Genomic DNA, 14080 nt, shown 5'->3' with positions numbered 1-14080 from the left:
GCAAACAGGGGATCATCGGCTCAGATGGAATTTGGTGCATATTTTCGCTTTGTGCTGGCACTGGTTTTTGTGCTGGGCCTGATTGGTGGCATCGCCCTTCTGGCGCGTCGTCTGGTGCCGGGTGCGCGCACCATCAACCGCGGTTCGGTGCGGCGTCTTGCCATCATCGAAGTTCTGTCGATGGATACCAAACGCCGCCTTGTGCTGCTGCGCCGCGATGATACCGAACATCTGGTGATTATCGGCCCCACCGGCGAAACGGTGGTTGAACGCAATATCGGCACGCAATTTGACCGCGTTCTGGCCGATACCGATCAAAATGCCCCTCTTGACGACGACACCATCGCCCTGCCGGACCGGCAAGATCAAAACACCCCAAGGCACCCGGCATGACCCAGAAATCCGCACAAGCCCCCCACCCTTTCAGACCGCGGCTTTTATCCCGGCTGGCAATCTGGTCGGTTTTGCCCTTGCTGGCGATTTTTCTGGGGGGGGACAGCGTTCAGGCGCAAACCTTCAATCTTGATCTGGGCGATGGTCCCGGCGTGACATCCAGCGGCCAGATCATTCAGTTGATCGGCCTGATCACCATCCTCAGCCTAGCCCCGGCCATTCTGGTGATGGTGACATCCTTTACCAGGATTATTGTAGTGCTGGGCCTGTTGCGCACCGCGATTGGCATTCAGCAATCCCCGCCCAATCAGGTGATGGTCAGTCTGGCGCTGTTTCTCACCATGTTCATCATGATGCCAACGATGGAACGGGCATGGGACGAAGGCCTTGAACCAATGATCAATGGCCAGATTGATGAATTTGAAGGTTTTGAACGCGCCACCCGCCCGGTCCATGATTTCATGATGGCGCAGGTACGCGACCGCGATCTGGAACTGTTCGTCAATATTGCCAATGTCGAGGTCAGCGGACCGGAAACCGTGCCGCTGCGCGCCCTGATCCCGGCCTTTATGATCAGCGAATTGCGCCGCGCCTTTGAAATCGGATTTTTGCTGTTTATTCCGTTTCTGATCATCGACATGGTGGTCGCCAGCGTCCTGATGTCGATGGGCATGATGATGCTGCCCCCCGTCATTATCTCGCTGCCGTTCAAACTGATTTTCTTTGTGCTGGTCGATGGCTGGTATCTGATTGCCGGGTCGCTGGTGCAAAGTTTCGGCCCCGGATAACCGGGAACCGCACCACCAGACTCAATCCGGCATTTTTCAGGATTTGCGAGGTTCGCCGAAACTGTTTTTGGGCAACGGTTTCAGGCCGAATGTACCGCGACGCGGTGCCGGTTGATCCTGTAACATCCGGTCAGATTCCCGGACTTCGTCGGCATTCATGCGAGATCGCACCGTTTCCATTTCGCGCCAAGCCTGGCTGTTGGGCGATGGGGACGCCAGTTTCAGCCAGTAATACGCCCGGACATTATCCTGCCGCACGCCGCCGCCAATCGCATAAAGACGGCCAAGGGCGGCCTGCCCGTTTGCCGATCCCTTGCGGGCCGCACGTTCATACCAGCCCGCCGCCCGCACCATATCGACCGGCACGCCCAGACCATGTTCATACATCACCCCGATCAGGTGATAGCCACCGGGATGGCTGAGTTCGGCAAGATCCATGGCAATATCAAGGGCTGCCGCATAATCGGCTTCGCGGTGCGTCACCCCGAAAATCAGGATTTGTGCCATCTGGTATTTGGCCGACACATCGCCCTGTTCACAGGACTGCATCAACATCGTCCAGCCACGATTGAACAGTTTCAAATCGCTGCTATGGCAGAAATACATCGCCAGATTGGCCTGGGCATAGGCGTCGCCCTCGTTCGCAGCCATTTCAAACCAGCTGATCGAGGCTTCGACATTGCGTTCCGCACCCAAACCAACGCCCAGCGCATAGCCAAGGGCCGATGCGGCCTCGACATTGCCGGCACGGGCGGCACGCAAATTATATTCAAATGATTTCGCCGGATCGCGTTTGACACCGCGCCCTTCAAGATACAGATACGCCAGCACACTGGCCGCCGACACATCATCTCCGTCACAGGCCTGTTGCAACAAATCAACCGCACGGGCGGCATCCTGTTGCACACCCCAGCCGTTCAGATAACACACGCCCAGATTATATAGGGCCGCCGCAGAACCCTTTTCTGCGGCTTCGCGGAACCATTCGGCGGCAATTTCGGTATTTTCCGGCACGCCAAGACCCTTGGCATAGAGATAGCCCAGATTATTGGCCGAAATCCCCTCGCCTTCCATCGCTTCTTCGCGGAACCAATAGGCCGCCTCGCGGTACCATTGCTGTCCTTCGCCCTGATCGCGGGCGACACCAATACCCTTGGTACGCATAAAGCCGTAACAGACGGCAGCAAAGGCACGACTTTGACGGTGAATCTGGTCCAGAATGCGGCGCGTTGCCCCTTCATCACGCGGCATGCCAACGCCGCGAAAATTCTTCAAGGCAAGCGAAAGCTGGGCAAAGATGTCGCGTTCGACCTTTGCCTCGTCGTAAAAGACCATTTTAAGCGCACGATCCATCGACATCCCAATGCTTTCGCAGAAACACAACAGCACAATATCACGGAGAAAATCCGCAATACAGCCATTATTCCATTTCAGTTTATAGCACTAAGCTGCGTCTTTTCCAACTGGTCACGATAGGTTGCCAGAAACCCCTTGAAATTCTCTACTTCCTCGATCTTGCTGGTCAGGGTGCGATAGTCAATCAGCCCCTGTGTCGGCGAGGATGTAATCAAATTGAATGCCTCGGCATAGGGGCCTTGCGCCATCACCACCCCGTATTTGCGTTTCAGGGTATTGAGTTCACGTTCGCGCCCGGCCATCGCCAGATTGACCGCCCAGTTCAAAACATATTGCGACCGCTGATCGCCAAAATCCGCCACCATGCGCCCGTCATCCTCGCCAACCAATCGCTGAAAGGTTTCGGCCGACGACAGATAATCCTGTGTGGCGCGATAATAATCGATGCGCAAATGTTCTGCTTCTTCGGAGAAATCCCCCTCCAGCAAGGCAATGGCATCCTCCCCACGGAAAACATCCAGAAGGGCGCGTGCTTTCAGATGACGGCGCTGGGTTGCCAGTTCGTCACCGATATCGTCAGTGACGTCGCTTTCTTCCAGCGCACGAATGGCGTCTTCGGGTTTGCTGTCAAGCAGGTAAACCAGCCCCAATCGCGCCCCGACCCGGGCCTTCTCGCGACCGGCAAGGCGGAAATTGACCTGATGTTCCAGCAAATCCTCGGCACGATCAAACAATTCGACACTGACCATCCGGTCGGCCAGACGGCGAATCAGTTCATCCCCCGGTTCGCCTGCCGGGGTCAGTTCGCGGAACTCGTCATACAGCGCCACCGCCTTGATCGCAGAAATATTATTGATTTCATCCCCCAGATACAGGGCGGAAAAAGTCGTATGCATTTTTTCCGTCACCGCCGCGGTCTGCGGATGATTGGGAAAGAAAATGGCGGCCTGCCGCAACGTATTCAATCCGCCGCGATAATCCTTGTTTTCAATCTGCAATTCGCCCAGACGTCGCAGAACTGCCATTTCAAAATCATCGCCGCGCCATGCGTAACGCAGTCTTTCAAATTGCTCGATGGCATCATCAATCGTCAGGCGTTCAAGACGCATCAGCAATTCGGTACGGTCGAAAATCGCATGGGCGCGTGCCTTGCGGTTGGGGCCATCGGCCACAATGTCCCAACTTTCAACCGCCTGTTCAAATTCACCTGCTTCCTGCTCAAACACACCTTTCAGATACTGGATATCCATAATCTTGCGTGGCGTAATCGGGGTTGTGACCAGCATTTTTTCAATCAAATCCATGCCTGCACGGGCATTATTGACCAACAACGCCTGTTCCGCCGCCAAAGGCCCCAACCGCAACAGCAATTCCGGCGGATAATCTTGCAGAATGCGGATTGAATTTAGCAAATCACGCGCACCATCATTGGGGCGCCCGCGCGCCGCTGACGTCAAAGCCCGCCACAATTGAATTTCAGGAATATCGACCAGACGCGGATCATCCAGAATGCGGGCGGCTTCGTCATATTGGCCATCCAGAAATTTCACCGCCCCTTTCAGGGCGCGAAACTCGCTTTTTTGCCCGATCAGCGGATCATCCTGTTCCATCATTTCGATCAGGGCGTTGGCTTCGGGGCCCAGGCCATTGGCCATATAATAATGCGCCATTTCAAGGCGGGCCTTGTTACGATGCTCATCCCCCGAACTGATCGTCGCCTGACGCAGGGTCTTCATCGCCTCGACATAATTGTCCAGCCCGCCATCGCGCCAGGTTTCAAGATCAAAAATACGGCCCTCATTGCCATCCCCGGTCCGGGATCGTACCCCGGTGGCCGAAGCCAGCAACCGCGCCCCTTCAGGCGAAATATTCAAACCATTCGCTGCCGTCACCAAAACGGCATCGCCGGTATCACGCCCCATCACCTGAACACGATCCGTCACCGGCACCACAACCACCCCCTGCACCGACGGCAGAACCTCGAATTCAGGGTAATTCAGTGGAAATTCAATGCCATATCCCGGCTGACGGGTGGGAACGACCCGCAATGAATCCCCGACTTCGGGGTCATTGACCGGGATCGTACCGGAAATGCCATCCAGCGGCACAACAAGCCGGGCACGGGTCTGTTCATCCAGTTCAATCGTCGGCCCCAGTCGTTCGACTGGCTGCATCTTTCCCTGTTGCAAGGTCACGGTCCAGCCACCATCAAGGCCCGGCGTCGTATAAATACCAATCCCTTCGGGGATCGTCATGCGCAAAAGACTGCCATAGGGGCTGGGTATCTGTTCGATCACCCCGATGATCTGGGTGGCATCCAGCCGGACTTCGCTCAGATCAAGGTCGGCACGGGTATCAAACGCCACCCACAGAAACCCTGCCCGGCTCCAGATCGCCGCGGCAGGCAGGCTGGTAAAGGGAAATTCAAGGTCCATTTGCGCAGGCGTTTGTGTCACCGACACCAGCAAGGTCCCGATACTGGGCTTTTCTTCTGCAAGCCCGACCATATCGGCAGGAAGTGCCTCTTCCCCTGCATCCGTACCGGTCAGAACAGGCGGTTCGGATGGTGTTGTCGGATCGACCGGTGTCGATGACGGTTCAGGTGCCGTCTCTGTCACCGCCGGGGCGGCAGGTGGCGTTATCGCCGTTGGGGCTGCTGCGGTTTCATCATCGGCCACCGGGGCGGGTGCACCGGTTCCGGGTGCCATCACATCAACGACCACACTGTTGCCGGACCGGAAATGCCGTAACGGGCGGGACGGATCGGTGGCGATCACCACATTTAACGGATCGCTGCCCCCCTGTTGCAGTTGCACACCGCGCGGCAACCGCCGCGAAAGACCGTCGGCATCAATGCGCGCCGGGGCATCAAAGGCAATCACCCCCTGCCCTTCGGGCCCGGACAGCGTATAATCAACTCGGTTCGGCCAATCAAACACCAGACGGTAAAAGGTCGGGTGCCGCCCAATCCGAACATCCAGCAATGGTGCGGCGATGGGCGCAGATGCTTGCGGAACCGGTGCCGGTGTTAGTGCAGAAGCAGGAGCAGGAGCAGGAGCAGGTGAAGATGGCATCGCAACAGGCGGCGGTGTTGGCGATGGCGCAGGTGCCGCAGGCGGCGGAGCAGGTGTCGGTTCCGGTTCACGGTCCAGCATATCCAGCACGACATTGGTGCCGACATTAAAAGCGCGAACTTCGTAATCATCGCGCAAGACAAAGGCAATGGTCCGACCATCCGGATCAAAAAAAGCATCGGAAATATAATTCGACACCGGGCCAATCACACCATTGAGCGACGCAATGATCGGGCGATCAAACCGCACAATCAACTGATCCCCAATGATTTCGGCGCTGTAATCGACCTGTTGCCCCCATTGCAGGACAATGCGGCCATAACCGTCATGCGCGCCTGACCGGATCAAAACGGGATCAGAAGACTGGGCATAAGACACAGGAATTACGCCCGGCGCAACGGCCAAACTGGCAGTCGCGACGGCAACTGCCAGCCACAGTTGCGCAAACCCGTATCGCATCTTCAAGAACCTCCGATACCGCTCCCGCTGTGGGGTTCGATGACGATGTCGACGCGACGTGCGAGTTCAAATCGTTTCTGTTCGTCTTCCAACAACGGCAAGCGGTCGTACCTTGATGCCGCAAATCCGTAAATATTTATGTAATCGGTGTATCCCGATCTTTTCAATTCGTTTGCCACCTCGGCGGCACGTGCCAGCGACAATTCCCAATTCGAGGCATATTGCCCCCGCCCGCTCAGCGGTCGCGGGTCGGTATGCCCCTGAACCCCGACACGGTTGCCAATATTGCGCAACACCCCGCCCAAGACAAACAGGGCCTGTTTGGCGTTGGCCGTCATTTCGGAACCACCACTCAGAAACAGGATATCACCCGGCAGGGAAATAACCAGTTTGTCGGCTTCGCGTGACAGGGTGGCCGATGACAAAAACGGGTTGCCGTCGATGGCGTCATCGATCACCGCACTGAGATAATCAAGATTCATTGCCGGTTTGCGATAAACCCGCGGAATATTCATTTGTGCCAGCGGTTCGTCATTCGGTTTGACCGGGGCCGGACGAATGGCCTGTGACAGGGAATCCACAACCTCGTCCCAACGGTCGATCTTGACCTTGGACATGGCAAACAACATGACAAAAAATGTCAGCAATAACGAAATCAGATCGGCCAGACTGAGCATCCAGGGCGGTGGCCCCTTGGGGGCATTGTCACGTTTGACTTCGTCATCCATCAATTATTACCCCCCGACGCAGGCGGCACCAGTTGCAACGGCATCGGCGCACCATCATTGTTGGGGGTCGCAGGCGGAATTGCCAAAGGCACGGGCGTTGCATCCGGCGTCCCCGGTATCGTGCCGGGTACAGTCGGAATAATGCTTGGCGGGGCGGATTGCGACGGATTGCGTTCATCCCAGAAAAACCGGAACGTCACGATGAACGGGTCGGCCCCGGGATCAAGCCCGACAAAAAAGGCATCCTCTGGCGCGCCCTGATCAATCAATTCGCGGGCGAAAGCCCCGGCCCGTCCGATTTCAAGACTGTTGGCAACCTCGACCACGCCACGGGATGCCACTTCGGCCCCCATGACCATTTCCATTTCATAGCGCAGCAATCCGCCGTCATCGGCCAGAATTTCAGCAAGCCGGGCCATGAAATCACCCTGTCGGGTGCGGACCAAAATGGAATTTTGCTCGAACAACTGATCGACATGCATCATCACTTCCATCAGTTTGCCCGGCTGGATAACCTGCACCCGGACGATCTTGATGGCGGTTTGAAACAAAATGCCAATCTGGTTTTGTGTTTCTTCCGCCGACAAAACCGGACCTTCGATCGACGTCACGGTTTGCAAACTGGTGGTCGGGGGCAAAATCGAGGCGAAAGCCGACGAAAGGCTTTCCTGCACCTTGCGGGTTTTGACTTCTTCAAAGGTGGAAATGGTATTGAGCAGGATGAAAAAAGCAAGCAACAGCAGATAAAGCGACAGAAACAACGCCACCGACCCGTTGGTTGGCGGCGAGGGTTTGCTGGGGGCGTCGTCTTCGATCTCAGCCATGCCCTGTCTTCAATCTGTCGGTGCCATTCACTATATTGCGATCAATTGAACATCGCATCAATATCGGCCTGGGAAACACCCTTGCCTTCAAGCTGCGGGCCGTTCAACAGCGCAGCTTCGCCTTCTGCTTCTTTTTTCGTGCGGGGATTTTGTTCGGCAAAACGGGCGATTTCATCGCCAAACGCCGACACCAGACCCTCAACCCGTTCCTCGATACTTTTCAGGGCCTTGATCACCTTGGTCGTCCGCTGACCGGTGATGTCCTGAAAATTACAGGCTTCGTAAACCCGCATCGTCGCCCCGGTAACGATTTCCGCCTGTTCGGGCGGCAATGTCGCGGCAAAGGCTTCGAGCGCATCCATGGCATCAAGAATTTCATGGGTGGCACCCGCCGTTGCATCAACAATGGCGTCAAGTTCATCGGTCGCATTGGGAATATATTCGGATTTGATATCGTCCGGGCGCAATGACGCAATTTCGGATTTCATTTTCCGAATGATATGCGACAGTTCGTCCAATTCCCCGAAAATGCGGGTTTGGTCGGCAGATGCCCCTGCCCCGGGGGGCAGAAATTTCGCCAGCGTCTCGATCAGATCGGAAATTTCTTCAACATTGAGGTCCCCGCCTTCAAGGCGGGTTTTCAATTGCGTCAAAAGATCGCGAAGATGCGCGTCATCCACCAAAACGGTATCGCGGGACATCCGTCCCGCGCCCCTTTTTAAAAATCGCCGATAACCGTGGTGAGTTTGCCCTTGAGCGTTTCGGCATTGAACGGCTTGACGATATAGTTCGACACACCGGCTTTCTTTGCCATCACCACATTCTCAGTCTTTGCTTCGGCGGTGATCATAATGAAGGGAAGATCCTTCAATTTTGCATCCGCACGGACTTCTTTCAGCAACTGAAGACCGGTCATCGGCTCCATGTTCCAGTCGGAAATCACCAGACTGAACGGCTTTTCACGCAGCTTGCGCAACGCCATACTGCCATCGGTCGCTTCTTCGATGTTGGTAAAGTTCAACTGCCGCAAAAGATTGCGGATGATACGCAACATTGTCTTGTAATCATCGACAATCAAAATCGGCATATTGGGATCGACGGCCATTTACCACTCCATCATGCTGTCAACCGGGAAAACACCCCTAAGGTGCAAGGCTCTTATTATCGTGATGTACCCATTTAATAATGGTTAATCAAGTATTTTCACATTGTTAGGTTGGTATTCCATTCGGAACAATCAAGAAAAAAACAGCAATTTTTATCAAATTATTTCAATCTGCCCCTGATAAAACGAACTATTGCAGCGACAGCATATTGATATCCTGTTTGTAAGCCAGTTCCGTGGTCAGCGCACGCGCCCGGTCCGGTGTCATTTCCGCCAGAACCGCCGCCGTATTTGCCTCGCGCATGCCCAGCGCCACCTGCAACAGAATTTCCATATCCAGTTCGTTCCAGATGCGGGCGGCATCCTTGGGCTTCATTTTTTCATAAACACTGACCAGCTTTTTGATCCGGTCGTCTTCCTGGGCTTCCTTGGTTTCAACCAGACCTTCAATTGCGGTTTGCAGCGTTTTCATTTCTTCGATCTTGGCATCGATCCGCGCCTCGGCCGCGGCCAAAAGGCTTTCGCGCTCGTCCAGACGCTGTTCCTTGCGGGTCAGTTCAGCGCGCCGAACTGACAAATTCTGCAACAAATCAATTTCTTCCTGGGTAAACAGGGTCGGATCGCCGCCAAAATTGGGGACCGGCGCATCCTGTGCTGCCGAGGCATCTTCCTGATCCAAAGCAGGCGACATCGCAGGGTCATCCAGCCCCGGCTCACCCGCGGGGGCGTCATCACCTGTGGGAGGAACGGCGTCCTGCGCCACGGCCTGCTGCATCATGGTTACAGACGGTGCAGAAACGGCATCTTGATCCTGCCCGGCATCAAAAAGACCCGTGACTTTCACAGAAAGCACGGCAATCCCTACAAGGATCAATAATGGCAAGACACGAACAGAAGACATACACACACCCAGCCGATGATTAAAAACGTCACATATCCGGCACCACAACCATAACGGCCAGCCGACCGATCCTTGACCAGACAGGTTGACAGGACATTAACACCCGCCAGCCTGCTGATATTCAACTTCTTTCGTCAGGGGCACCAATCCCCTGACAACAGGGACTCCACCTTGCTCCGTCTCTCAGCGCACAGATCGCAACGCCGCCAGCAATTCCCGTTCGGCATCTGACCGGCCGGAATCTTCGTCCTCGTCATCCTCAATCGCGACATTGCCATAACCGCTGCCAACGGGACTCACAGGCCCTGTCGGGGACCGGGCGCTGCCAAGGCCGCTGCGCCCGGTTTGCATTTCGGCATCCCGGACCATCCGCGCAGCCAGTTCCTCTGCCCGTGTTTCAATGCCGACACGGTCATCAATGATGTCCTTGTCATCGGCCCTTGACGGTTTCAGGGACGACATCGCACCAAGACCATCGGCCTTGTCACTTCCCTTGCGGCTGGCATTGACACCGGCGGCCGCTTTTTCAAGACGACCGGCAATGCTTTCGCCGCGATCAATCATAAATGACAAATCTTCGTTCAGGGCGCTGGCGCGTTCGATATCCTCGCGCAGTCTGTCGCCCGTTTGTCCGGCCATTTCCTTAAGCCCGCGGATCGAACTTTCGGCCCGTTCGGTTGCGGCATTAAACGCCGCCAGAAATTGTTCCATATCCTCGCGATTGCGCCGGAACGCCCCCAGACGCCGGTTCAGGATCACCGCATAGATGATGGTCGCGATCAGCAACACAATCATCAGGAGATCGAGATAAAACTCGAAATCCATTATCTGCTCTCCTCACTGTTCTTGCGGGCCCGTTCGCGCACCTGAATAGCGATGCGGTCCCCCTTCCGGCCCATCATACCCCGGAAAAGTGCAACATCGCCGCACCGGACTTCGACCGGCGATGTCGGACTGGTATTGAGCAGCATACGATTGCCGACTTCCAGATTAATCACATCCCCCAATGCCATGACCTGTTCGTCCAGCACAGCCAAAAGATTAATGTGGGTCTGCCACAATTCATTGGCAAGGTGATTTTCCCAGATCGAATCCCGGCCGAATTTTTCGCCCATGAACATCTGAAGCAGCAATTCACGTACCGGCTCCAGCGTCGCATAGGGGATCAGCAATTCAAGCCGCCCGCCACGGTCTTCCATATCGATGCGCAATTTGGCGACAATCGCGGCATTGGCATGCCGGGCAATGGTGGCGAAACGCGGGTTGGTTTCAAGGCGTTCAAACCGGAAGGTCACCGGTGACAGCGGATCAAATGCCGCTGACAGATCACCCAAAACCACATGGATCATCCGTTCCACCAGATTGCGTTCAATCGTGGTATAGGGGCGGCCTTCAATGCGCATCGCCGCCGTCCCGCGCCGCCCGCCCAGCAACACGTCTACAATCGAATAAATCAGGGCCGAATCAACGGTCAGAAGACCATAATTGTCCCATTCCTCGGCCTTGAACACACCCAGCATCGCAGGCAGCGGAATGGAATTAAGATAATCGCCAAAACGCAGCGACAAAATATTATCAAGCGAGACTTCGACGTTGTCGGATGTAAAGTTACGCAGCGATGTGGACATCATGCGAACAAGGCGGTCAAACACCACCTCAAGCATCGGCAGGCGTTCATAGGCAACCATCGACGAATTGATGATTGCCTGAATGCCCGACTGGTCGCCACCGCCACCGCCATCGTCAAAACCCAGAAGACTGTCGATTTCGTCCTGGTTCAGAACCCGTGCCGAGCCGGGACCGACGACTTCTTCGTCATCGCCGTCTTCGCCCAGCATGGATTCCCATTCGGCGGCCATATCATCGCCGCCGTCCTCACCATCTTCGTCATCGCCTGCCATCGCGCCCCATTCGGCAGCAAGGGCGTCTTCATCTTCGTCTGCCATCGGCGAACTGTCCCTGGATCCTGATCACATCTGTACCGGTTATTGCACCAGCATTTCCTTGAACAACACATCGTTTATCTTGGCCGGTTTGGCCGCCGCACTGACACGCAGCAACAATTCCTCGCGCAGGCGGAACATTCCTTCGGACCCGGCAAGGTCATCGGGGCGAAGCTCACGCAAGTATACCTGAAAATTATCAACAATGCGCGGCATGATCTGTTCGATCTGCGGTACCATCAACTGATCGGCAACTTCAAGGCTGACGCGGATTTTCAAATAGGACTGACGACCCGGCCCGGCATTGAGATTAACCAGAATTTCCGGTAAATCGATAAAACCGACATTTTCGGGAACTCCGGGGGCCTGTTCAATCGCATCCTCGGTAATCACTTCCTCGGTCTGCGTGCCGTCGCCCAGCAGCATATCAATAACCGGCTGTAAAACACCGGTGAAATAAGCCGCCGCCGCCCCGCCCGTCAAAAGCAGAATCAGAAGAATAATGACAACGATCAGCTTTTTGCTGCGTCCGCCACGGGCCGGTTCCATATCATCGACATCGTCGCCCATTTGTCTTTTCTATCCTGTCGCAGGTTAATCGTCGCAGCGGCCATACATTCCGCCATGCTTACAGCCATACCCGCATCCCGTTAATATTAGGTTGCCACCCCACGATAGCAACAGCCACGCCGCCGGAAAACCCCTGCCCCGGAAAAGAATACCACCCATACCGGCATTTACGGCGGCAAGACCTGCCCCGCCTGTGGCATATCAGGACCGGCAAGAAATTCCCACTGCAACAAAATTTAACAATTTCAATATCTTGATTAAATTGGCACAGCATTCGCTTTGATGGGGCAAACGATCCTGATCTTTGACCTAAGGAATGCCGCATCATGGAAAATACAGGTTACATCGCCCTGTCGCGCCAAAAGACATTGCGCAGCAAGATGAATACCCTGTCGCAAAATCTGGCGAACATGAACACCACTGCTTACAAGCAGGAAAACATGATGTTCACCGACTGGATTGCGCCCAACAAGGATGCGCCGTTCCGGGGCGAACGCAAAATCGCGCTGGTGCAGGATATTTCGCAATATCGCAATACCGAGGTCGGCAAGATTGAACATACCGAAGGGCCGCTGGATGTCGCACTCAGCAAGCCCGATCTGTTTTTTGCCGTCGAAACCCCCACCGGCATTCAATATACCCGCAACGGCAATTTTTCGATGGATCCCGGCGGGCAGCTCGTCACTTCGGAAGGATATCCGGTGCTGAGCGACGCCGGACAACCACTTTTCTTTAACGAGGCCGACAACCAGATTGAAATCAAGGGTGACGGTACGGTCAGCACCGATGTTGGCCAGATTGGCCGCCTTCAGGTCGTGACCTTTGAAAATATTCAGGCCATGAATTCGGTTGGCGGTTCGCTTTATGAAACCGAACAGGAACCCGAAGCCGTTTTTGAACCCGGCATTGTGCAGGGCGCGCTTGAAAAATCCAACGTCAATCCCATCACCGCGATGGTCGATATGATCGAGGTTTTGCGCACCTATCAATCGGTCACCAAATCGATTGAAAGCGAAAACGAGCGCCTGCGCGGCATGATCAGCAAATTGGGCAATGTCCGGGCCTAGGCACCGGATAAACAGACAGGACAGGCCCCGGACAATATTTCCGGGTGCATCAGGAGGATACAGTAATGCGGTCACTCGATATCGGAGCCCTGGGGATGATGGCGCAATCCACCAATGTGGATGTTACGTCACACAATATCGCCAACATGACCACCACCGGCTATAAACGCCAGCGCGCCGAATTTCAGGATTTGCTTTATCAGGATTTGCGCCGGGCCGGGTCGCCATCGGGCGACACCGGCACCATTGTTCCGGTCGGCGTGCAGGTAGGTCTTGGCGTCAAGACCGCCGCGATTGGTCGCTATATGGGACAAGGCACGTTGGCCCTGACCGAAAACGAACTGGATGTGGCCATTCAGGGGCGCGGCTATTTGCAGATTGATCTGCCCAGCGGCGAAACCGCCTATAGCCGCGACGGCACTCTCAAGGTCGATGCCGATGGACAGCTTGTCACCAAGGACGGTTATGCCATTCAGCCGGGAATCAACATTCCCGACAATGCGCGGTCTGTCACCATCAATGCATCTGGCGAGGTGTTCGCCGAAATTGACAGCCAGGTCGCCCCGCAAAATCTGGGACAAATTCAGTTGGCCACCTTTATCAACCCGCCCGGCCTTGATGCAATCGGGGACAATCTGTTCCTTGAAACCGAAGCATCCGGCGACCCGGCTGTCGGCAATCCCGGCGCGGTGGGTTATGGCACCCTGCTTCAGGGATATCTTGAATCCTCGAACGTCAACGTGGTTCAGGAGATCACCAACCTGATCAAGGCACAGCGCGCCTATGAGATGAATTCAAAATCAATCTCGACCTCGGATGAAATGATGGGTACCATCAGTAATCTGCGTTAAACGAAAATAAACGCTGCACCC

Annotated in this window: 14 protein-coding genes; 4 read left to right on the top strand and 10 right to left on the bottom strand. The window is 55.3% G+C overall.

Annotation, left to right across the window (positions count from 1 at the left end):
- Window positions 1-24 precede the first annotated feature (24 nt).
- Complete coding sequence (locus tag Q8O73_RS01040) at window positions 25-393, top strand: flagellar biosynthetic protein FliO (RefSeq protein WP_305553587.1); 369 nt, start codon at window positions 25-27, stop codon at window positions 391-393.
- The gene (gene fliP, locus Q8O73_RS01035; RefSeq protein WP_305553584.1) at window positions 390-1181 is read left to right on the top strand and encodes a flagellar type III secretion system pore protein FliP; all 792 of its coding nucleotides are present in this window, start codon (window positions 390-392) and stop codon (window positions 1179-1181) included. The genes Q8O73_RS01040 and fliP overlap by 4 nt, the downstream gene beginning before the upstream one ends.
- Before the next feature lie 36 nt (window positions 1182-1217).
- Here fliP and Q8O73_RS01030 read toward each other — a convergent pair whose 3' ends face one another.
- The 10 genes from Q8O73_RS01030 to Q8O73_RS00985 all read right to left on the bottom strand — a co-directional run bounded on the left by Q8O73_RS01030 (window position 1218) and on the right by Q8O73_RS00985 (window position 12141).
- Window positions 1218-2540, bottom strand: a complete 1323-nt coding sequence (locus Q8O73_RS01030) for an SEL1-like repeat protein (protein ID WP_305553580.1) — start codon at window positions 2538-2540, stop codon at window positions 1218-1220.
- A gap of 71 nt (window positions 2541-2611) precedes the next feature.
- Complete coding sequence (locus Q8O73_RS01025; RefSeq protein WP_305553577.1) at window positions 2612-6070, bottom strand: hypothetical protein; 3459 nt, start codon at window positions 6068-6070, stop codon at window positions 2612-2614.
- A gap of 2 nt (window positions 6071-6072) precedes the next feature.
- Window positions 6073-6798 (bottom strand): flagellar motor protein MotB, encoded by a 726-nt coding sequence (locus Q8O73_RS01020; protein ID WP_305553574.1) that lies wholly within the window; start codon window positions 6796-6798, stop codon window positions 6073-6075.
- A complete protein-coding gene (locus Q8O73_RS01015; protein ID WP_305553571.1) occupies window positions 6798-7622 on the bottom strand; it encodes a flagellar motor protein MotB in 825 nt (274 codons plus the stop codon). Before Q8O73_RS01015 ends, Q8O73_RS01020 begins: the two co-directional genes overlap by 1 nt.
- A 41-nt stretch (window positions 7623-7663) precedes the next feature.
- Complete coding sequence (locus Q8O73_RS01010; RefSeq protein WP_305553568.1) at window positions 7664-8323, bottom strand: chemotaxis protein CheZ; 660 nt, start codon at window positions 8321-8323, stop codon at window positions 7664-7666.
- Between the two features lie 17 nt (window positions 8324-8340).
- Window positions 8341-8727: a response regulator gene (locus Q8O73_RS01005; protein ID WP_305553565.1), complete on the bottom strand. Its 387-nt coding sequence runs from the start codon at window positions 8725-8727 to the stop codon at window positions 8341-8343.
- Window positions 8728-8917: 190 nt separating this feature from the next.
- A complete protein-coding gene (locus Q8O73_RS01000; protein WP_305553562.1) occupies window positions 8918-9628 on the bottom strand; it encodes a MotE family protein in 711 nt (236 codons plus the stop codon).
- 183 nt (window positions 9629-9811) lie between these two features.
- Window positions 9812-10453, bottom strand: a complete 642-nt coding sequence (locus Q8O73_RS00995) for a DUF6468 domain-containing protein (protein WP_305553559.1) — start codon at window positions 10451-10453, stop codon at window positions 9812-9814.
- Window positions 10453-11574 (bottom strand): flagellar motor switch protein FliM, encoded by a 1122-nt coding sequence (gene fliM, locus Q8O73_RS00990; protein ID WP_305553556.1) that lies wholly within the window; start codon window positions 11572-11574, stop codon window positions 10453-10455. The genes Q8O73_RS00995 and fliM overlap by 1 nt, the downstream gene beginning before the upstream one ends.
- Window positions 11575-11613: 39 nt before the next feature.
- Complete coding sequence (locus Q8O73_RS00985) at window positions 11614-12141, bottom strand: flagellar basal body-associated FliL family protein (protein ID WP_305553554.1); 528 nt, start codon at window positions 12139-12141, stop codon at window positions 11614-11616.
- 326 nt (window positions 12142-12467) lie between these two features.
- Between Q8O73_RS00985 and flgF the strand changes: the two genes are divergently transcribed.
- Complete coding sequence (gene flgF / locus Q8O73_RS00980) at window positions 12468-13208, top strand: flagellar basal-body rod protein FlgF (protein ID WP_305553551.1); 741 nt, start codon at window positions 12468-12470, stop codon at window positions 13206-13208.
- 65 nt (window positions 13209-13273) lie between these two features.
- Window positions 13274-14059, top strand: a complete 786-nt coding sequence (gene flgG, locus Q8O73_RS00975; protein WP_305553548.1) for a flagellar basal-body rod protein FlgG — start codon at window positions 13274-13276, stop codon at window positions 14057-14059.
- Window positions 14060-14080: the final 21 nt, after the last annotated feature.

The organism is Thalassospira sp. (assembly GCF_030690045.1).
In the GTDB taxonomy this organism is placed as follows: Bacteria; Pseudomonadota; Alphaproteobacteria; order Rhodospirillales; family Thalassospiraceae; genus Thalassospira.
This window is presented reverse-complemented; position numbering and strand designations above follow the sequence as displayed.